Origin of the sequence: Pseudomonas sp. WS 5410 (genome assembly GCF_012985645.1) — a bacterium.
Lineage (GTDB): Bacteria > Pseudomonadota > Gammaproteobacteria > Pseudomonadales > Pseudomonadaceae > Aquipseudomonas > Aquipseudomonas shahriarae.
In genome coordinates this window covers 58,666-78,851 of the sequence record NZ_JAAQWS010000007.1, presented here as the reverse complement: position 1 = coordinate 78,851, position 20,186 = coordinate 58,666, and the positions used below count along the sequence as shown (strand labels likewise).

The following is a 20,186-nucleotide window of genomic DNA, read 5'->3' as shown; positions in this document are numbered from 1 at the left end:
GATGGAAATCGTCACCGAATTTGCCTACAAGGTCCGTGAAATCGAGCACTGCCTGATCCCCCTGAGCGACGGCACGCAACTGGCAGCGCGTATCTGGCTGCCTGACACCGCCAGTGTGCAGGCCTTCCCGGCGATCCTCGAATACCTGCCCTATCGCAAGCGTGATGGCACGGCGCTACGCGATGCGCTGACCCATCCGTGGATGGCGGGGCAGGGCTATGTCTGCGTGCGGGTCGATATGCGCGGCAATGGCGAATCCCAGGGCCTGATGGCCGATGAGTACCTGTTGCAGGAGCAGGATGACGCCCTCGAAGTGATCGACTGGCTGTGCCAGCAGCCCTGGTGCGACGGCAACCTGGGAATGATGGGCATCTCCTGGGGCGGCTTCAACAGCCTGCAAGTCGCCGCGCGCCAGCCCGAAGCATTGAAGGCGATCATCACCCTGTGCTCCACCGATGACCGCTATGCCGATGACATCCATTACAAGGGCGGCAACCTGCTGCTGGAGAACTTCGGCTGGGCCGCGACCATGCTCAACTTCAGCGCGGCGGCGCCCGACCCGCTGCTGGTCGGCGATGCCTGGAAAAGCCTGTGGCAACAACGCCTCGACGCCATGCCGCTGCTGGCCGAGACCTGGCTGCAGCACCAGACCCGCGATGCCTATTGGCGTCACGGCTCGGTCTGCGAGGACTACTCGGCGATCAAGGCGGCGGTTTACGCGGTGGGCGGTTGGGGCGATGCCTACAAGAATGCGGTGCCGCGCCTGATGCAACATCTGCCGGGACCGAAGAAAGCCATGATCGGCCCGTGGATTCACAAGTATCCGCACTTCGCCGTGCCCAACCCGGCCATTGGCTTCCTGCAGGAGGCCAAGCGCTGGTGGGACCACTGGCTTAAAGGTATCGACAATCGGGTGATGGACGACGTTGCCTGCACCTTTTACCTACAGGATGTGCTGGCCCCCAAGGGCAGTTATGCCGAGCGCCCAGGGATCTGGGTGCAGACCTCGGGCTGGCCCGATCCCCAGGTGCAATGGACCGACTACAGCCTCAACGACCATGGCCTCAGCCCCGGCCAGCAGGCACTGGGCGGCCCGCGCAGTATCTGTTCGCCACTGACCACCGGTCTGCACCAGGGCGAGTACTGCGCCATCTGGTTCGGCCCCGATGGCCCCACCGATCAGCGCCGCGACGATGCGCAGTCGCTGTGTTTCGACTCGCCGCCGTTGGCTGAACCTCTGGCGCTGCTGGGGGATGTGCGTTTGCACCTGCGCCTGGCCAGCGATACCCCCTGCGGGCAACTGGTGGCACGTCTGAATGCGGTGGCGCCCGACGGCCAAGTCACGCAGATCACCTACGGCGTGCTTAACCTTGCCCTACGTGAAGATTTCTCTCGTCTGACGCCGCCCGTGCCGGGCGAGCCCATGGACGTGCAATTGAATCTGGATCACGTCGGCGTACGCGTGCCGGCCGGCCACCGCCTGCGTCTGGCCCTGAGTACCGCGAGCTTCCCGTTGCTGTGGCCCAGTCGCGAGTTGACCACCCTGACTGTGCTGCCCGCCGTGCAGCGTGTGCAATTGCCGATCTTCAGCGGCGCGGCCGTGCCGTGCCCGTTCGAGGCCCCGCAAGCGGCTAGCCCGGTTGCGCTGGAGGTGCTGCGGGCGGCAGCGCCTAAACGCACCTTGAGCGAGGATGTGGGCAGTGGCGAAGTCTGCGTCACCATCGAGGACGACCTGGGTGCCGTGCGTTTCACCGAGCATGGCCTGGCGGTGGACCAGCGCTGTACCGAGCAATATCGCACCTTGCCCTGGGACCCGCTGTCGACCCAGGCCGATATCCACTGGCAGTACCGCGTCGAGCGAGCGCCGTGGTCGGTGGAGGTCGACAGCCGCCTGCAGGTGCGCGCCGACGCCCAGTGGTTCTACATTGAGGCGCAGCAGCAGGCCCGGGAAAACGGGGTGCAGGTGCATCACCGCACCTGGAGCAAACGGGTTGCGCGGGTCGCGTTGTGAGCGGGCAAATGGCAGGATGCCTGCTCATCTGATCAGTCATGGATCCCTGCATGTCGCGCCGAAATGTCGACCTTCCGCCGCTCAATTGTTTGCAGACGTTTGAAGCGGCCGCCCGTCATCTGAGCTTTACCCAGGCGGCCCACGAACTGAACCTGACCCAAAGCGCGGTGAGCCGGCAGATCAAGCGCCTCGAAGAGGACCTGGCACGGCCGCTGTTTTATCGGTTGGCGTTGGGGCTGAGCCTGACCCCGGCCGGGGTGCGTTACTTTCGCACCATCCAGCGCCTGCTGCGCGAGCTCGACCGTGAGTCGGCGGAGCTGCGCCGACGTGGTGCCGATCGCCAACTGACCCTGGCCAGCACGCCGACTATCAGCTCGATCTGGCTCGCCGCGTTGCTGCCGGCGTTCCAGCATGCGCACCCGGACCTGGATATCCGCATCCTGTGCAGTGAAAGCCCGAGCCACCTGGATGTCAGCGAATATGACCTGGGCCTGTTCTATCACCTCGACGAACTGCCGGCGCCCCTTGGCCTGGAACTGACCCCGGTGTTTGCCAGCGAGCAGGTCATCGCCGTGTGCAGCCCCACCTACATCGAGCGTCATGGCGCGATACGCGACGCCCAACACCTGTTGCACAGCCATACCTTGTTGATCGTCGAGGACCACTATCACGATTGGTTGACCTGGATCGACTGGTTCGCCGATATCGGCGCGCAATACCACACGCCCCGGCACGCTTTGCGCACCAACAGCTATCAGTTGCTGATGCAGTCGGCGGTGATGGGGCATGGCGTGGCCCTGGGCTGGAAGCGCTTGCTCGAAGGCGAGCTGGCTGCCGGTCGCCTGCAACTGGCCTTGGCGCACCACATGCATAGCCGTGGCCGCCTGCAACTGATGCAACCACAGCATCGCAACCCGCCTTCGGCAGCGCGTAGTTTTCAGCAATGGTTGCTGACGGCGTCCGATACAACGCCGCAGGGGCTGTTCTGTGGGAGCGGGCTTGCCCGCGATGATCGTTAACGATGACGCGGTGAGGCGTTCTTGCTGACGTCAGCGCCGGCGTTGTTCACGGGGCGTTGCGGCTATGCCGATAATCACTCACCGCTTCATACACCGCCTTGCGCAGCCGATTGATCCCCCCAATCGGCCGGTGCTCTTCCACACCAAACCATGGGTTGAACGACTGGTTGTCGCAGGCCAGGTTCAAGGCTGGGGTATCAAAGTCCTGCGCCGGAATGCGGATTTTTGCCACGCTCTCGTAGGGCGCGTCGCTTTCCTTCCATTCGATGCTGGTGTCTTCGATGGGCATGTATTTCTGTGGGTTCTGGCGCTGGATCTGCAACACAAAACACGCGTCGACCCGGTCGGTGGACAACTGCTGGCTCAAGGCGCTGCGCAGGAAGTTCGGCAAGTCCTGGTTCTGCTTGGGCAAGCTGTACTCCGGGCAACTTTGCGGGTCCGGGGCGACGCGGAACTTGGCGTTGGCCGTGCCAAATTTGTAGGGCGATACCGAAAAGTATGTCGCCTCGGTCGGGCTGGCGGGCGCTGGCGCCAACGTCGCCAGGGCGATGAACAGATGGCGCACCTGCCAACTGCGCGGGTCGAGGCTGGGGAAAAACGCCATGGCCTTCTTGCCATCGGCCTGGGCCCCGACGTTCTGCGCGTATTCCGCCACGTCGCTGACAAAGAAGTTGGGGTGGCTGAACATCACAAAGTCCTGCTCGGTGCGCGCCTGCTGATCGGCCAGCAGTTGCTTGCCCGGCACGTCCAGCAGTTTGATCGCCAAGCCGCGGGCGTCGCGGATGCTGTCGAACTGTGGATAAGCGTTGCCGTTGGACAGGCGCATCATCGCCTGCCAGGTCTTGCCCGGCTCGGCGAACACGCCCTGGCGCAGCGCCGGGTCGAGACCTGGCAGCACACTGACTTCGGCCTTCACGCAGCCATGGGCCTTGGCATGGGCATCACGCAGGTAGCGGGTGCCTTCGCGGTGCTGGTCGACGATACGCACGGCCGTCTGAATGATGCCTTGGGTCATGGCGGCTTCGCCCGGCGGAATCTGTTCATCGGCCGACACCGGGCCGCGGTGGTGCCAGGCAAACCACAGGGTCGCCAGCAACCAGCCGAGCAAGCCCAGGCCCACCAGCCATAACAGCGTCTTGCCGAGAAACGCGCCGAGGCGCAGCCACAGTCGAGCGAGCATGGAACGGTCCTTGTATCGAAATGGGGAAGTCATGGCAGTTGTTGCTCCAGGGGGCCGCCCAGTACTTTGAGGTATTCCAGCAGCGCCCAGCGCTCCTCAGGCTCCAGGCCCCGGCCAATTACCCCATTGCCACGCTTGCCGGCGCGGAATTCGTGGCCGCTGTTGTGGTTGCCGGTGATGCGGGTATCGAACAGGAACGCATTTTTAAAGGCTTCGGTGCGATAACCCAGGTGACGCGGGTTGTAGTCGAAGGTGCCTTTATAGAAGGTGCGGCTGCGCTCGTACTGGGGCGAAAGCAACTGGTAGATCGTCGGCACCGAACCGTTGTGCAGGAACGGCGGCGTGGCCCACACGCCAGCCAGTGGACGGGCCTTGTAGGCGCGCAGTTCGCGCACGCCGATAGGCAGGCCGTAGCCGTCCAGGCGCGGGCGTTCGGCCGGGGTGATGCCGGCGGCGCGGTAGGCGTGCTCTTCGACAAACGCTGTGACATAGGCCAGGCTCTTGGCCACAGACAGGCTGCGCAAGTCCAGCGGTTCGGTCGGCGTCGGGTGCAACTCCACATTCAACTGCGCCAGTTCGGCCGGGTCCCATTGCAGGGCGCTGAGGTCGTAGCGCTGGTCGGCAATGTTGCTGGCGGTGCCCGGGTCGGTGCCGATGTAGTCCACTGGCAGCATCTTCAACTGCTGCACCGGGCGCCCGTTGACTTCGCTCACGCTGGGCACATGGCAAGCTGCGCAGTTCTCTGCGAACAGCGCGCGGCCACGGGCGGCCAGGGGTTTGTCGATGGCGCCGAACAGCGCTTCAGGCCAGGTCGGCGGCTTGAGCCGTTGCAGGGTTTCTTCGATGCGGTTCAGGTCACGCACGCGCACGCTGGAAGGGTAGCGTGCATCGCCCTTGAGCGGCTGGCCGGCGCTGTCGAAGAACGCCAGGGTCGCGCCTACGCCCAAGGCTTCGCCGATATTGCGCGCCATGGGTTGCTGGGCCGAGCCGTTCCATTGCACCCAGTCGAAGGTCCACATGTCCCACAGTTGCGGGTAGTCCACCGGCGCGTTGGCGATGCGGTAGTTGTCCGGCGAAATGGCGTCACCGAAGCTCGCGTTGGCGATGCGGCCGAACGCATCGGTGCGCCCCGGGCCTTCTTCGGTGGGGTAGAGACCACGGTGGGTATCGTTCCAGGCCACCTTGAGGAAGTTGTCCAGGGACTTTTTGAAGTCCTGGCGCAACTGATCGTACTGGGCGTCGTATTGATCCCCCAGCACGCTGTGGGCGAAGCGCCTGAACTTCAGCGGGTTGTAATAGGTGGAGGCGAGACTGGCCACCAACGCCTGGCCGAAGCTGCCACCGCGCAGGGTCGGCACGCTGGAGGGCAGCACATGCTGTGCAGCACCGCCGTCGATGCGCAGGGCCTGGCCATTGAAGTGCAATTCGCCGGTGTGGCAGGCGGCACAGGTGATATCGAGAAACTCGTCGTTGCTGCCGGCATTCTTGTGCCTGGCGAAGCCGACGGGCAGGTTGCCAGGGTTCTGGGCTGTGGCCTGTTGTCGCGGGTCCACGAGGAAACCGAAACGCGCCAGGTTGGCCGGTTCGGCAAAACGCTGCTGGGAAAACGGCAGCTCCAGCGCGGTGAACCAGTTATAGCGCAGGCCCTTGACCTGGGTGCCCTGGGGCGTGAAGTAGTAGACCTGGCGGTCGGTGGCGGTCCATTGGTCCTGGTAGTGCACCTGCTGCACCGGCACGTAATCCGGCAGCTTGGGGTTGACCACGTAATAGAGGACCACGGCCAGGGCCAGTCCCATAAATGACAGGATCAGGAGTAAAACACGGGAAAAAATGCGCAAGATAACTATCCTTGTCGAGTTGTTGCGTCCTTATGCCACCGAGCGTAGCAGGCGGCAAGTAGCCATGATCGGTCTGTTGCGGCGGTTTTCGGCTTGCCTGCTGTCCTTCGCCGGGCTTTGGGGCAGATGAAAATGCTTTTAAACACGTGAACTTATCAGAAGTTTCCTGCTCACATGCCGGTAGCCATTGGTCGTGGCCGCCTGATAAGCTCGCGACTTTATTCGAATGCCCTTTTGGCGCATGAACAAGGAAATAGCATGAAACAGCATCGGTTGGCGGCGGCGGTGGCCCTGGTTAGCCTGGTACTTGCGGGTTGTGATTCGCAAACCAGCGTAGAGCTGAAAACCCCGGCGCAGAAAGCTTCCTACGGTATCGGCCTGAACATGGGCAAAAGCCTGGCTCAGGAAGGTATGGACGACCTGGACTCCAAGGCCGTGGCCCAAGGCATCGAAGATGCCGTCGGCAAGAAAGAACAGAAACTGAAGGACGCAGAACTGGTTGAAGCGTTTTCCGCACTGCAGAAGCGTGCTGAAGAACGCATGACCAAGTTGAGCGAAGAGTCGGCAGCTGCCGGCAAGAAATACCTCGAAGACAACGCCAAGAAAGACGGCGTAGTCACCACCGCTTCCGGTCTGCAGTACAAGATCGTGAAGAAAGCCGAAGGCGCCCAGCCCAAGCCTACCGACGTAGTGACTGTTCACTACACCGGCAAGCTGACCAACGGCACCACCTTTGACAGCTCCGTGGATCGCGGCAGCCCGATTGACCTGCCGGTCAGCGGCGTGATCCCGGGTTGGGTCGAAGGCCTGCAACTGATGCACGTGGGTGAGAAGGTCGAGTTGTACATCCCGTCCGACCTGGCCTACGGTGCCCAGAGCCCGAGCCCGGCAATTCCAGCCAACTCCGTACTGGTCTTCGACCTGGAGCTGCTGGCAATCAAGGACCCGGCCAAGGCCGATGCGCCTGAGGCACCGGCTGCCAAGTAAGCCGCTGCAAAACACCCAACGCCCCGTTTTACGGGGCGTTGTTGTTTCTGGTGTGGGGCTTGATCCAATCCGTATGGACGCTGTCGAGCCCTGGCGAGGCTGCGATAGCGGTGGAGGCAACACTCCTGTTGGCCATGCCGCCGCCATCGCAGCCTCGCTGGGGCTCGACAGCTCCCACAGTTGACCGTGGGGCAAATCAAAACGAACACCTGCGACTTAGAGCAGTCTGATGCAATACCTCGGCACGGCTAGCCGCAGGCGCGCTTCAAGTCAATGAATTCTTGGGTTTTTTTTATGTGCGCAAAAAACGCCCGATCTGACTCAGGGCCTTGTATTACGTGGCTTTCAGCCGCGAAAATGGGCTCTGTTCACAAGGTTATCCACAAGTTGTGTGGATAACCTTTTCTCTTGCCTGGAACTGGAGTGACGATGAAAGCACCCTGGAATTTCACCCGCTTCCTGCCGTTGGCCGCCCGCCTGATCGGGCGTGGGCGCCTGCCCACCCTGTTGTTTGCTGTGGCTGCCAAAGGCTCAAGCCAGGGCAATCGCCTGGGTAAGCTCAAGGACGACCTGAAGCTGCTTCAGGCGCTGTGCCTGGCCTACTGGCGTGGCGAGTACCGGGCGATCAGCCCCAAGGCGCTGATCTCGGTGGTGGCGGGGCTGATGTACTTCCTCAGCCCGATTGATGCGATCCCGGACTTCTTGCCCATGTTCGGCATGCTCGATGACATTGCGGTACTGGCCTGGGTCATGAAGAGCCTGGACGGCGAGTTGAGTGCCTTCCGCGCCTGGCGTGAACGCCAGCGCCCGGAGAAGCTGGTGGTGGTGGAGCGTCTGCCTGCAACGCCGCAGCTTCTGGAGCAGGAAAACCCGAAAAAAAACTGAAGGCGCGGATTATCCCCCTGCGCTCTTTGGGGCTGTTAGGATTACACTCCTAAGGAAAGTACTTACTTCGTAAGTGTTGTGATCCTACGGGGCAGTCATGGATATACAAATCATTTCACGGGATGGCGAACCCGAATACGCGGTTCTGCCATGGGCTCAATACCAGGCGCTGCTAAAAGCCGCCGGTGTGCCGCAACCCGCTACTTCTTCTGCACAGACCCCTCCCGTCGCTACCGAGCAGGACCTGCGTCCCCTGGCACAATTGCGCAGCCTGCGCGAAGCCAAAGGCCTGGCCATCGAGACCTTGGCTCGCACCGTGGGCATCAGCCCGTCCTACCTGGGGTTGATTGAAAGTGGTGAGCGCCAGCCGGATGCCGCGATTCGTCGCAGCCTGGCCTGGGAGTTGGGGATTGCGGGTTGGAGGGATGAAGTGTGAGTGTGCGCATCAGTCGTCAACATTGGGATGGGTTGCTCAATGAACTCGATCAGGCCCGTCGCCAGCGACATCTTTTGACCTACCGCGCGTTGCTGGAGCGTCTGCAATTCCCCACGCCAGCCATGCAAACCCTGACCGCCGCCCTGGAGCACCTGGCGGCTCTGGATGCCAAGGCGGATCAACCGCTGCGCAGTTCACTGGTGATCAGCCAGGGCGCCAGCCGCTTGCCGCGCACCGGTTTTTTTGAATGTGTCGAGCGCCTCGGGCGCTTTTGCGGACCGTCCGATGGCGTTGCTGCGGCGTCGTGGCATGCCTCGGAAGTGGTGCGTGTGTTCGAGTACGAATATCCTGAGTCAGCGGAGGCCTGAGTGTTCTGGAAGCTTAAAGCGTACGTCAGCTATTGGTTGGCCCGCAGGTTGTTTCATTGGTCATGGTTTATGCGTCAGCCCCGTGGCTGGCACTGGCTGGAGGGTCAGTTTGCGCGCATGGCCAACCTGGGTAATGTCGAGGCCCAAAGTTTCTATGGGCATATCCTGACCTTTCGCGGCCAAGGGCTTGGCGCGCGGGAAGAGGGCGTGCGCTTGCTGCGCCTGGCGGGCCAGGCAGGTGATGGCAAGGCCGCCTATCAGGTGGGAGTGTTGAGCCTGGCGGGCAGCCTGGGCAAGGCCCCAGACCCGGCCGAAGCCGCACGCTGGTGGACCATTGCCGCCAAGGCCGGGCATCCGCTGGCGCAGATACGCCTGGAGCAGTTGTAAGGGCCGGCCTTACAGAAGTTCGCGGCTGTCGAGGACGTGGATGCTGTAGCCGGCCACGTTCTTGGCGTGATGCTTGGCCTGCGAGGCCAGTTCCGCCAACTGGCTGGCATCCAGATATCCACAGCTCAGCGGATGCAGGTGCACCACGCCAATGGACAGCGACAGCAAGGCAAACTCCTGGCGCACCCCCTGGCGATTCAGGGCGATAAAACAGCCCGCGTCCAAATGCTCGCTGCGGTAGAAGCGCCGGCATTGGGTCTGGAAATCGTCCACCAATTGGTTGAGACGCTTGCGCCAGTCCTGGGCACCCAGTACCAGGAGAAAATCATCGCCGCCGATATGCCCGACAAAATCGCGGCTGGGGTCCACCCGGTCGTTCAGGCACTGTGCCAGGCACAGCAACACCTCATCGCCTCGGCCATAGCCGTAGATGTCATTGAACGGCTTGAAACTGTCGATATCCACATAGCAAATCACCGATTCGCGCTGCTGCTGCAACAGTCGCGTCAGGCACTGCTGGATCGGCACGTTGCCCGGTAGCAGGGTCAGTGGGTTGGCGTAGCGCGCCTGCTGGATTTTCAGTTCGGTAATCAGCTTGAGCACGTCGATCACCCGTCCCAGACCCAGGTAGTTGCCGTTCTGGGTGATGATGAAATCTTCTTCGATACGCTGCCGCGCGCGGCTGGTCAGCAGGCGGCTGACCTGTTGCAACGACTGGCTCAACTCCACGGCCAGGAAGTCGTCGCTCATCAGGCGGCTGATCGGCTTGCGCGCAAACAGGTCGGTGGCAAATGGCTTGAGCAGGACGTCGGACAACGAGTGCCGATGCACGATGCCGATGGGCTGGCCGCGTCCATCCAGGACTGCCAGGGAGTTGAGGTTGGCCTGGCTGCGAAACGCTTCCAGGACTTTTGCCGTGGCAGTGTCCTGGGCCACGGCCGGTTGTTCGTTGAGCAGGGCGCTGAGGTCACTGGCGTCTTCATTGAGCGAGACGCTGGTGCTGTCAGGCTTGGCCAGCATCAACCTTGCTTCGATCGGCGGATGTTCCTGGGGACGGCACAGCAGGTAGCCCTGGATCAGGTCCACGCCCATTTCCGTGAGCACCGCCAGTTCCTCCGGCAACTCGATGCCTTCGGCAATCACCTGTGCGCGGGAGGCCTTGGCGATCTGCAGGATCGAGCCGACGAACTCGCGCTTGAGCGCATCCTGATGAATGCCGTCGATAAAGTGCCGGTCGATTTTCACGTAGTCCGGGCGTAACTCAGACCACAGGCGCAGGCTGGAGTAACCGGCGCCCAAGTCATCCAGGGCAATCGAAAAACCCATGTCGCGGTAGTGGTGCAGGGCGGTCTGCAGCAGTTGGAAGTCGTCGGTCGGCGCTTGCTCCGTGAGTTCGATCACGATCTGGCTGGGCGCGATTCCGTACTCGCGCAGCATCTGCAGGGTGCGCCCCGGTTGATGGGTGGTTTCCAGCAGGGACTCGGGCGAGACGTTGAGAAACAGCTTGCCTGGCAGCGCCTGCTCGCTGAAGCGCTTGCAGGCACTTTGCCTGCAGGCTATCTCCAGTTCATTCAGGCGTCCGGCCTGGCGCGCCACGCAAAACAACGCAAGGGGCGAGTGCAGCGGGCTGTTGGACGGGCCGCGGCTCAGGGCTTCGTAGCCAAGGATACGGCGTTCGCTGAGGCTGATAATCGGTTGGAACAGACTGTGCAGACTGCCTTGAGCCAGGATGGAGCCCAGGGCATGCAGCTGTTCGGTCATGGTCATGATGATCTCGGTCGAAAAAAAGGACCGGGTGCCTGGGGCACCCGGTCCTTCATTTCACGACAGAATGATGTCTGTTTGATGACGCTCAGTGGAGCGGAGATATTAAATTGCCATCATCTACTGCTTGGCGACTGCCTTACTGGTTTTCAGGTAGTCCAGCAGAATCCGCCCGGTCTCGCTCAGGTAGGCGTCGTCTTCCGGCTTGGTCTTTTCAGGTTCGGTCGGCAGCGCGTCTTCGTCTTCTTTCTTCAGCTCCTTGAGCGGGTCTTCACCCTTGGCCTTGCGACGGATGTTTTCCAGGGCCAGTTGCTGGTTCTCGATCGCAGTGTGCTGCGCGCGACGGTCCACTTCATTGAGGCTGACGGTCTTCTCGGCCATCAGCTTCTTGGCCAGGGCCAGCTTGTCGCGGATAAACACAAACTCGGCATCCTTGGCGGAGCGCAGGTCATGTTCGGCCTTGAGCTGGGCCAGGTACGGCTTGAAGGGATCGGACGCCGGCTTGATAGCCGGGCGGATGGTGTCCCACGGCATGGCTTCGGGCAGGGCGCTTTCGCCGATTTCCTTGGTGTCGATGAGCGACGGGAAATCAATGTCCGGCAGTACGCCCTGGTGCTGGGTGCTCTGGCCGGAAACCCGGTAGAACTTGGCCAGGGTCAGCTTCAGTTCGCCATGGTTAAGCGGCTGGATTGTCTGCACCGTGCCTTTGCCGAAGGTCTGGCCACCGATGATCAGCGCGCGGTGGTAGTCCTGCATCGCGCCGGCAAAAATCTCCGAGGCCGAGGCCGAGAGACGGTTGACCAGCAGTGCCAGCGGGCCCTTGTAGAAGGCACCCGGGTTTTCGTCTTCCAGCACATCCACGCGGCCGTCAGCGTTGCGCACCAACACGGTCGGGCCCTTGTCGATGAACAGGCTGGTCAGCTCGGTGGCTTCCTGCAACGAGCCGCCGCCGTTGTTGCGCAGGTCGATGACCACGCCGTCAACCTTCTCTTTGGTCAGCTCGGTGAGGATTTTTTTCACATCGCGGGTGGTGCTCTTGTAGTCCGGATCGCCGGCACGGAAGGCCTTGAAGTCCAGGTAGAACGCCGGGATCTCAATGATGCCCAGCTTGTAGTCCTTGCCATCCTGCTTGAGGTTGAGGACTTTCTTCTGCACGGCCTGGTCTTCGAGCTTCACCGCTTCACGGGTGATCGACACGATCTTGCTGGTCTGGTCATTTGGCGCATTGGTGTGGGGAATCACTTCCAGGCGCACCACGCTGCCCTTGGGCCCGCGGATCAGCTTGACCACTTCGTCCAGGCGCCAGCCGACCACGTCGACCATCTCTTTGTCAGCCTGGGCCACGCCGATGATCTTGTCGGCCGGGGCGACCTGCTTGGTCTTGTCCGCAGGGCCTGCCGGCACCAGGCGCACGATCTTCACCTGATCGTTGTCGCTCTGCAGCACGGCCCCGATGCCTTCAAGGGACAGACTCATGTTGATATCAAAATTTTCCGCATTATCTGGCGACAGATAATTGGTGTGCGGATCGTAGGACATCGCGAAGGTGTTGATATACGCCTGGAAGATATCCTCGGCGCGGGTCTGGTCCAGGCGGCTCAATTGATTCTTGTAGCGCTTGGTCAGCAGCTCCTGGATCGCCTTGGGCTCTTTGCCGGCGATCTTCAGGCGCAGGACTTCATCTTTGACGCGCTTGCGCCACAGGTCATCCAGGGCGGCGGTGCTGGTCAGCCATGGGGCCTCCTTGCGATCCACCAGCAGGGTTTCCTTCTGGGTGAAGTCGAGCTTGTCGACGCCTTTGTTCAACTCACCCAGAGCGAAGTCCAGACGCGCTTTGACACGGTCCAGGTAACGCTTATAGATGGTGAAGCCAGGTTGCAGGTCGCCGCTCTTGAGGAAGTCGTCGAACTGGGTCTTCCACTTGTCGAACTCGGCCACATCGCTGGCCAGGAAGTAGCTGCGCGAGGGATCCAGCAGCTTGAGATAGCTGTCATAGATAATCACCGAGCGCGCATCGTCCAACGGCGGTTTGCTGTAATGGTGGCGCTTGAGCAACTCAACGACGTTAAGGCTGGCAATCACCTCATCGCGATCAGGCTGAAGTTTGTCCCAGCTGTTGGCTGCGAACGTATTGGTCGACAGCGGCAACAGGCCGAGACCAATGAAAAGAGCGAGGGCGGTACTGGGGAACAAATGCTTCATGCTGATTCGACGCGGGGGCAATTGATAACGCATATTAGGCCGTCTTTGAAGTCGCCGGTTCCATTTGGGCCGGTCGCATAATGCAAAAAGCCCGGCGCTACAGCAACGGGCTCAGTCCAGACTCACTATGGAGGCACTGTGAAAGCATTGCAAGGCGTTGAAGGTCATGTGGAGTGGGTTGAGACCCCGAGTCCTACGTGCGATGTAGGGCAAGTTCGCATTCGGGTGGCGGCAGCCGGCCTGAATCGGGCGGATTTATTACAGCGTGCAGGGCTCTATCCGCCACCGCCCGGGGCCAGCGAGGTGCTGGGCCTGGAGTGTTCCGGGGTAATCAGCGAGGTTGGCGCCGGCTCGTCCTGGCAAGTGGGGGATCGGGTCTGTGCGCTGCTGGCGGGCGGCGGCATGGCCCAGGAAGTGGTGGTGGACGCGCGCCACGTGCTGCCGGTGCCGGAAGGTCTGTCCCTGGCCGAAGCCGCTGCGCTGCCCGAGGTGTACAGCACCGCCTGGCTCAACCTGTTCCAACTGGCGGCGCTCAAGCCCGGGGAAAAGGTGCTGTTGCACGCTGGCGCCAGTGGCGTCGGCTCGGCGGCGATCCAGCTGTGCAAGGCCTTTGGCAGCCCGTGCTGGGTCAGCGTCGGCTCGGCGGACCGCCTGGCCTATTGCGAAGACCTCGGCGCCCAGGGCGGTGTGGTACGTACCGACGGCATCGAGAGCCTGGGGGATTTTGGCCCGTTCGACGTGATTCTCGACCCGGTGGGCGGCAACTATGCGGCCATTAACCTCAAACTCCTGGCCCGCGATGGGCGTTGGGTATTGATCGGCTTAATGGGCGGGCGCGAGGCCCAGTTGGACCTGGCGCAGGTGCTGGCCAAGCGCGTGCAGGTGCTGGGCTCGACCTTGCGCAGCCGTGATGATCAATTCAAAGCGGATCTGTTGAGCGATCTGGGCCAGCAGGTGTGGCCGTTGTTTGGCGAAGGGCGGCTGAGCCCGCAGTTGGCCAAGACCTTCCCGATCAAGGACGCGGAAGCAGCGTTTGCGGAGCTGGCGACCAACCAGATTTCCGGGAAGCTGGTGCTGGTGATCGACGAGAGCCTGGCTTGAGGCCAGTCCAGGGTTGAAATGCAGCCCAAGGTGGGAGCGGGGCTTGCTTGCGATAGCGGTGTGTCAGTAACAGACCTTAACTTGATACACCGCTATCGCAGCATAGGTATCTACACAACTCTCTTATGGGTATGTGTACATATCCGTTGCTGCGATCACGGCCACTTAGGGTTCCGCCCTTACGGCGGGTCACTTTTGGAAAAGAGCCCGGAGTGCCGGCCCAGCCAAAAGTAACCAAAAGGGCTCTTGCCCCACCACTCGGCCCCTCGCCTAGGCTCGGTGTGCCCGTCATCCGACATTGATTTGGGGGGCCGCCGCGCTGGGCCATCCATGGCCCAGCGCGGCTAACCCGGCGTCCTGCCGGGTTACCCCCCAAATCAATATCGGATGACGGCCAGCGTGGTTTAACGGGGCGCCTCAGATCAAGATCACAAGCAAAGCGAGGCGGCCTGACAGCCGACCTGATCGTCGAGGCGTGCGCGGACTCCTGTGGGAGCTGGCTTGCCTGCGATGGTCGTTAACGATGACAAATGAATACCTGACACCCCAGGTGTTCTTGCCGCAGCCATCGCGGTGATGCGGCGACCCGACAAGCCAGCTCCCATATTTGATTGGGTTTCAATGCCCAAAATGGGCCTTCAGGTCCACTGGTGGATCGGCCATCCGGCCTGTTCGGCGTGGGCCTGCAGCACCGGGTCCGGGTTCACCACCTGCGGGAAATCGACCTTGCTCAACAGCGGCAAGTCATTGCGCGAATCCGAATAGAAATACGCACCCTCCAGGCTTTCACCTTCCTGCTCCAGCCATTGCGTCAAGCGGGCGACCTTGCCTTCACGGTACGTCAGTACACCCACGGTCTTGCCGCTGTACACCCCGTGGGCCACGTCCAGTTCAATCCCCAGTACTTCATCAATGCCAATGCGTGCGGCAATCGGCGTGACCAGGTGCGTGCCCGAGGCCGAGATCACCAGGATCCGGTCCCCGTTCTGCCGGTGGCGGGCGATGGTCTTGGTGGCGTCGCTGTAGATCAGCGGCTCGATAATATCTTCCACCCACGGCTCGACCAGGTGCGCGACTTCTTCCGGGGTGCGCCCGATCATCGGTTCCAGGCTGAAGTCCATGAACTCTTCCATGGCCAGCTCGCCGCGGCTGTAGGCGGCCATCAGTTCGTTGTTCTTGCGCATGAACGAATCGGGGTCCACCCAGCCCAGGCGGCCCATTTGTTCGCTCCACAAGGTGGCGCAGTCGCCGTGGATCAGGGTGTCGTCCAGATCAAAAATTACCAAAGCCATCAGTCATGCTTCCTCAATAAACACTGCATCCTCAGGCTACCTCACACAGTGCGCTGGGATCGATGGAAAGTGCCAGGCGTTGCCCGTCTGGGTGCAGATCCTGGGCCGAGCGGTTGAGTACGTCCACCACCAATTCAACGCCCCGGGCTTCGACGCGATAGCGAATCACATTACCCAGCAGGCTGTGGCTGCGCACCAGAGCGTCCAGCTCACCGTTGCGGTTCAGTTCGATGGACTCGGGACGGATCGCAATACGGCTGCTGACCGGACGCTGCAATAGCTTGCTGGCCTGCTCGGCGTCCAGCAGGTTGTAGTTGCCGATAAAACCGGCGGCGAAGGCGTCCACGGGGGCGGTGTACAGGGTTTCAGCGTCGCCACTCTGCACGATCTTGCCCTGGTTCATCAGGAAGATGCGGTCGGACATGACCAGGGCTTCTTCCTGGTCATGGGTCACAAAAATCGTGGTCAGCCCCAGTTCGCGCTGGATCTGGCGGATCTGCTCGCGCAGGTGTTTGCGAATCCGCGCATCCAGTGCCGACAGCGGTTCATCGAGCAGCAGCAGGCGCGGGCGGGTGACCAGGGAGCGGGCGAGGGCGACGCGCTGGCACTGGCCGCCGGACATCTGGTGCGGATAGCGCCCTGCCAGGTCCTTGAGCTCGACCAGTTGCAGCACTTCCTGCACCCGCTGGTGGCTGTCATCGGCGTTGACCTTCTGCATACGCAGGCCGAAGGCGACGTTCTGTTCCACGGTCATGTTGGGGAACAGCGCGTAGCTCTGGAACACCATGCCGATGTGGCGCTTCTGCGGGCTCAGCGGCACGATATCCTGGCCGTCCAGGAGGATCTGCCCACTGTCCACCGGCGTCAGCCCGGCGATGCAGCGCAGCAGCGTGGATTTGCCGCAACCGGACGGGCCAAGCAGGGTGACGAATTCGCCCTTGGCGATCTGGCAGTTGATATCACTGAACACCGGGGTGGCGGCGTAGCTTTTTTGCAGGTGCTGGACGCTGACGAAGCTCATTGGCTTTTGTCCTTGTTCAAGAAGTTGGCGGCCCAGGTGAGCAGCAGCACGAAAAGGAAATAGGAGATGACCACGGCGCTGGTGAAGTGGCCGCTGCTGTTACGCATGTTGTTGAGGTACACCTGCAAGGTCTCGTAGCGCGTGCCGACAAGGATGTTGGCGAACACAAACTCGCCGAACAGGAACGAGAACGACAGCAGCAACGCCACCATCAAGCCCTTGCGCAGGTTTGGCAGCACCACCAGGATCGCCGCCTGCCAGGTGCTGGCGCCGAGCAGTTGGGCGGCGTCCATCAGGTCACGCAGGTTGATCGCCTGCAGGTTGTTGGTGATCGCGCGGTACATGAACGGCAGTGCCACGGTGAAGTAGCAGCCAATCAGGATCCACGGTGTGCCGACCATCGCCAGCGGCCCCGAGCCATACAGCTGTAACAGGCCCACCGAGGACACCACCGGCGGCACCGCGAAAGGCAGCAGGATCAGGATATTCATCAGCGCGTCGAGCCTGGGGAAGTGGTAGTGCACCACGAACAGCAGCGGCAGGATCAGCACCACCGACAGGATCAGCGCGCCGACACACACCAGCAGCGATTGGCCAAAGGCATGCAAAAAGCGCGGGTCGCTCCACAGTTGTACATACCATTCAAAGGTAAAACCGGCGGGCAGGATGGTGGCCGACCAACTGCTGGCAAGGGAGTACACCAGGGTGCCAATCAGCGGCAGCACCAGGATCGCGAACAGCAGGTACACCACCACGCGATGATAGAGGGCGACGGGGCTGGCTTCAGCGCGAGACATGGTAGCTCCTCTTGAGCAGCAGTTGATGGACCACGGTGACCACGGTCATCAGCGCCACCAGGATGACGGCCAGGGCACTGGCCATGTTCGGGTCCAGGGAAATATCGCCGGAGACCATCGCCGCAATGCGGATCGGCAGCACGTTGAAGTTGCCGGTGGTCAACGCATAGACCGTGGCATAGGCGCCCAGGGCATTGGCCACCAGGATCACGAAGGTGCCCAGCAACGCCGGCGTCAGCACCGGCAGGCCGATATGCCGCCAGTACTGCCAGCCATTGGCGCCCAGGAGTGCTGCGGACTCGCGCCAGTCTTCACGCAGGGCGTCGAAGGCCGGGTACAGCAGCAACACGCCCAGGGGGATCTGGAAATAGGTGTACAGGATGATCAGGCCGGTCTTGGAGTACAGGTTGAAGTCCTGAATGATCCCGGCCTGCTTGAGCATGATGGTGATGCTGCCGTTGAACCCCAGCAGGATGATGAAGGCAAAGGCCAGGGGCACGCCGGAGAAGTTGCTGGTCATGTTGGCGAAGGCAGTGACGAAGTTGCGCAGCGGCGAATCCACCTTGCGCAACGAGTAACTGCCGAGCACGGCAATGATGATGCCGAAGACGCTGGAGTAGAAACTCAGCTCCAGGCTGTACTGGATCGCCTGCAAGTAGAACTTCGAGCTGAAGATCTTGCTGAAGTTGGCCAGGCCCCAGCCGAATTCTTCCGATTGCAGGCTGTTGACCATCACCCAGAACAGCGGCGCGATCTGGAACACGATAAAAAACAGGGCGAAAGGCACCAGGCACAAGGCGGCCAGCCACTTACCACGGATCACTGAACTCACTTCAACAGCTCCTGGCAGACAGGTTTGTCGTGGGCAACGCCAAGCAGAGCGCAGATGGTGCCGCAGATATCGGTTTGCCTGGGTTGGGCCTCGGGCTCGAGGCTGAAGGCATCACCGAACACAAAAAGCGGCACTTCGCGCTCTTCCGGCAGCAGGCCGTTGTGGGAGCGGTCGTTGTTCATGCCGTGGTCGGCGGTGACCAGCACCTGGTAGCCGGTGTCGAGCCAGCCTTGCAGGTAGTCGGCGAGGATGACGTCCGCCGAGCGGGCGCTGTTACGGTATTGCGCGGTGTCGAGGCCGTGCCTGTGGCCGGCGTCGTCGATGTTCATCGGGTGTACCAGCAAAAAGTTCGGCGCGTGCTTGAGGCGCAGGCTCTCGGCATCGGCAAACAGGTGAGCGTCGGGGTAATGATCGCTCCAGTAGAAGTGCCCGTGCTGGATTGCCAGCGCCGGGTCGTCGGTATGCCGGTCGCGGGCGGCGATAAACGGCGAGCGGTTATACAGCTCGCTGACCCAATGGTAGGCCGCCGCCGCAGTGGTCAAGCCGGCGTCGGTGGCGTAATGGAAAATGCTGCGCTGGTTGGACAGGCGCGAAACGTTGTTGTGGACAATGCCACTGTCGATCGGCGTTACGCCGGTCAGGATGCATTCGTACAGCGGGCGCGAGAGGGCGGGCAATTCGCATTCCAGCTTGTACAGCGCTGCGCGCCCGGCGCCGACGTAGGCCTGGAGATGCCCCATGGCATGCCGGGCAACCTCGTAATTGAGGCCGTCGAGCACCACAAGGATGACGTTGTGCTTCATAGGGGCAGGGGCTCCGCGACAAATTGGGCTTGATTCGGTGGATCTTCCGGAAACGGATCAACTGTGGGAGCTGGCTTGCCGGCGATAACGGTGCATCAGCCGATACACGTGCTGAATGTCATACCGCTATCGCCGGCAAGCCAGCTCCCACCCGGGGCTTATTGCATATTGATGATGACTTCTTCCTGCCACTTCTGCGGCAGCGCCTTGGAGGTCTTCTCCCAGGCATCGGCGTCCTTGATCGGAGTCACGCCTTTGTATTGCTCGTCAGGCAGCAGCTTGGCTTTCACTTCAGGTGGCAGGGTCAGGTGTTCGGCACGGATCGGCCGCGCATTGCCCTTGGCCAGGTTGATTTGCCCGGCATCACTGAAGATGTATTCGCGGGTCAGCTTGGCCGCGTTGGGGTGCTTGGCGTATTTGTTGATGATGGTGGTGTAGCCGGAAATCACCGAGCCATCCGAGGGGATCAGCACCACGTAGTCATCCGGGTTGGCCATCTTGGCCTTGTAGCTCAGGCCGTTGAAGTCCCAGACCACGCCCACTTCCACTTCGCCCTTTTCCATGGTGGCGATGGTCGGGTTGGCCAGGGAGATACGGCCCTGCTTGGCGATTTCGGCAAACATCAGCAGCGCCGGCTGGATGTTTTTCTCGTCACCACCGGTGGCCAGGGCGGCGGCCAGTACACCGTTGGCGGCCTGGGCGGCGGTGCTCACGTCACCAATCGAAACCTTGTATTTGCCGGTTTTCAGGTCAGACCACTTGGTCGGCACTTCGGAGCCGTGCAACAGCTTTTTGTTGACGATAAACGCAATGGTGCCGGTGTAGGCCAGGGCCCAGTTGCCGTCCTTGTCCTTGGCCCAATCCGGGATCTGTTCCCAGGTGCTTGGCTTGTAGGGTTGGGTCACGCCCTGCTTGACCGCAATCGGTCCGAAGGCTGCGCCCACGTCGCCGATATCGGCGCTGGCATTGTCTTTTTCTGCGGCGAACTTGGCGATTTCCTGGGCCGAGCTCATATCGGTGTCCATGTGCTTGAGGCCGTACTTGGCCGCCAGGTCTTCCCAGGTGCCTTTCCAGTTGGCCCAGTTATCGGGCATGCCGACGCTGTTCACAGCGCCTTCTGCCTTGGCGGCAGCTTCCAGGGTTTTCAAATCGGTGTCAGCGGCCATGGCGGCGGTGCACATGGCAATGGTCGAGCCTAACAGTGATGCCAGGAAAAGCTGTTTCATCCGAAGCTCCTTTGGGCGTTTTCAACGCTGCGATTTT

The 20,186-nt window shown here is 61.6% G+C and carries 18 protein-coding genes; 8 read left to right on the top strand and 10 right to left on the bottom strand.

The window, feature by feature from the left end; all coding sequences use genetic code 11:
• The first annotated feature begins 1 nt into the window (after position 1).
• A complete protein-coding gene (locus HBO24_RS12450) occupies positions 2 to 2,011 on the top strand; it encodes a CocE/NonD family hydrolase (RefSeq protein WP_170059804.1) in 2,010 nt (669 codons plus the stop codon).
• Between the two features lie 50 nt (positions 2,012 to 2,061).
• Positions 2,062 to 3,030 carry a LysR substrate-binding domain-containing protein gene (locus tag HBO24_RS12445; RefSeq protein WP_170059803.1) on the top strand — a complete coding sequence of 323 codons (969 nt, stop codon included), beginning with the start codon at positions 2,062 to 2,064 and terminating at the stop codon, positions 3,028 to 3,030.
• A 46-nt stretch (positions 3,031 to 3,076) separates the two neighbouring features.
• Here HBO24_RS12445 and HBO24_RS12440 read toward each other — a convergent pair whose 3' ends face one another.
• Positions 3,077 to 4,210, bottom strand: a complete 1,134-nt coding sequence (locus HBO24_RS12440; protein WP_170059802.1) for a catalase family protein — start codon at positions 4,208 to 4,210, stop codon at positions 3,077 to 3,079.
• Between the two features lie 29 nt (positions 4,211 to 4,239).
• Positions 4,240 to 6,048, bottom strand: coding sequence for a di-heme-cytochrome C peroxidase (locus tag HBO24_RS12435; RefSeq protein WP_170059801.1), 1,809 nt, complete (start codon positions 6,046 to 6,048; stop codon positions 4,240 to 4,242).
• A gap of 258 nt (positions 6,049 to 6,306) precedes the next feature.
• Between HBO24_RS12435 and HBO24_RS12430 the strand changes: the two genes are divergently transcribed.
• The 5 genes from HBO24_RS12430 to HBO24_RS12410 all read left to right on the top strand — a co-directional run bounded on the left by HBO24_RS12430 (position 6,307) and on the right by HBO24_RS12410 (position 9,111).
• Positions 6,307 to 7,035, top strand: coding sequence for an FKBP-type peptidyl-prolyl cis-trans isomerase (locus tag HBO24_RS12430; protein WP_115127718.1), 729 nt, complete (start codon positions 6,307 to 6,309; stop codon positions 7,033 to 7,035).
• Between the two features lie 429 nt (positions 7,036 to 7,464).
• Positions 7,465 to 7,920 carry a YkvA family protein gene (locus tag HBO24_RS12425; RefSeq protein ID WP_032863275.1) on the top strand — a complete coding sequence of 152 codons (456 nt, stop codon included), beginning with the start codon at positions 7,465 to 7,467 and terminating at the stop codon, positions 7,918 to 7,920.
• 97 nt (positions 7,921 to 8,017) lie between these two features.
• On the top strand, positions 8,018 to 8,356 hold the full coding sequence (locus HBO24_RS12420) for a helix-turn-helix transcriptional regulator (protein ID WP_115127719.1): 339 nt from the start codon (positions 8,018 to 8,020) through the stop codon (positions 8,354 to 8,356).
• Positions 8,353 to 8,724: a hypothetical protein gene (locus tag HBO24_RS12415; RefSeq protein ID WP_057440671.1), complete on the top strand. Its 372-nt coding sequence runs from the start codon at positions 8,353 to 8,355 to the stop codon at positions 8,722 to 8,724. Before HBO24_RS12420 ends, HBO24_RS12415 begins: the two co-directional genes overlap by 4 nt.
• Complete coding sequence (locus tag HBO24_RS12410; protein ID WP_169960919.1) at positions 8,725 to 9,111, top strand: sel1 repeat family protein; 387 nt, start codon at positions 8,725 to 8,727, stop codon at positions 9,109 to 9,111.
• A gap of 9 nt (positions 9,112 to 9,120) precedes the next feature.
• Here HBO24_RS12410 and HBO24_RS12405 read toward each other — a convergent pair whose 3' ends face one another.
• Complete coding sequence (locus HBO24_RS12405) at positions 9,121 to 10,878, bottom strand: bifunctional diguanylate cyclase/phosphodiesterase (RefSeq protein WP_057440674.1); 1,758 nt, start codon at positions 10,876 to 10,878, stop codon at positions 9,121 to 9,123.
• Positions 10,879 to 10,995: 117 nt separating this feature from the next.
• Positions 10,996 to 13,077, bottom strand: a complete 2,082-nt coding sequence (locus HBO24_RS12400) for a carboxy terminal-processing peptidase (RefSeq protein WP_169989423.1) — start codon at positions 13,075 to 13,077, stop codon at positions 10,996 to 10,998.
• A 138-nt stretch (positions 13,078 to 13,215) separates the two neighbouring features.
• Between HBO24_RS12400 and HBO24_RS12395 the strand changes: the two genes are divergently transcribed.
• On the top strand, positions 13,216 to 14,178 hold the full coding sequence (locus HBO24_RS12395) for a zinc-binding dehydrogenase (protein WP_170044994.1): 963 nt from the start codon (positions 13,216 to 13,218) through the stop codon (positions 14,176 to 14,178).
• A 638-nt stretch (positions 14,179 to 14,816) separates the two neighbouring features.
• On the opposite strand, the gene HBO24_RS12390 is transcribed toward HBO24_RS12395, so the two are convergent.
• The 6 genes from HBO24_RS12390 to HBO24_RS12365 form a co-directional block, all read right to left on the bottom strand.
• Positions 14,817 to 15,470: an HAD family hydrolase gene (locus HBO24_RS12390; protein ID WP_057440676.1), complete on the bottom strand. Its 654-nt coding sequence runs from the start codon at positions 15,468 to 15,470 to the stop codon at positions 14,817 to 14,819.
• Positions 15,471 to 15,501: 31 nt separating this feature from the next.
• Positions 15,502 to 16,491 carry an ABC transporter ATP-binding protein gene (locus HBO24_RS12385; RefSeq protein WP_057445233.1) on the bottom strand — a complete coding sequence of 330 codons (990 nt, stop codon included), beginning with the start codon at positions 16,489 to 16,491 and terminating at the stop codon, positions 15,502 to 15,504.
• Positions 16,488 to 17,288: an ABC transporter permease gene (locus HBO24_RS12380; RefSeq protein ID WP_057440678.1), complete on the bottom strand. Its 801-nt coding sequence runs from the start codon at positions 17,286 to 17,288 to the stop codon at positions 16,488 to 16,490. The genes HBO24_RS12385 and HBO24_RS12380 overlap by 4 nt, the downstream gene beginning before the upstream one ends.
• Complete coding sequence (locus HBO24_RS12375) at positions 17,275 to 18,120, bottom strand: ABC transporter permease subunit (RefSeq protein ID WP_057959030.1); 846 nt, start codon at positions 18,118 to 18,120, stop codon at positions 17,275 to 17,277. The genes HBO24_RS12380 and HBO24_RS12375 overlap by 14 nt, the downstream gene beginning before the upstream one ends.
• Positions 18,117 to 18,923, bottom strand: coding sequence for an alkaline phosphatase family protein (locus tag HBO24_RS12370; RefSeq protein WP_170059800.1), 807 nt, complete (start codon positions 18,921 to 18,923; stop codon positions 18,117 to 18,119). The genes HBO24_RS12375 and HBO24_RS12370 overlap by 4 nt, the downstream gene beginning before the upstream one ends.
• Positions 18,924 to 19,081: 158 nt before the next feature.
• Positions 19,082 to 20,149 (bottom strand): ABC transporter substrate-binding protein, encoded by a 1,068-nt coding sequence (locus HBO24_RS12365; RefSeq protein ID WP_057440683.1) that lies wholly within the window; start codon positions 20,147 to 20,149, stop codon positions 19,082 to 19,084.
• Positions 20,150 to 20,186: the final 37 nt, after the last annotated feature.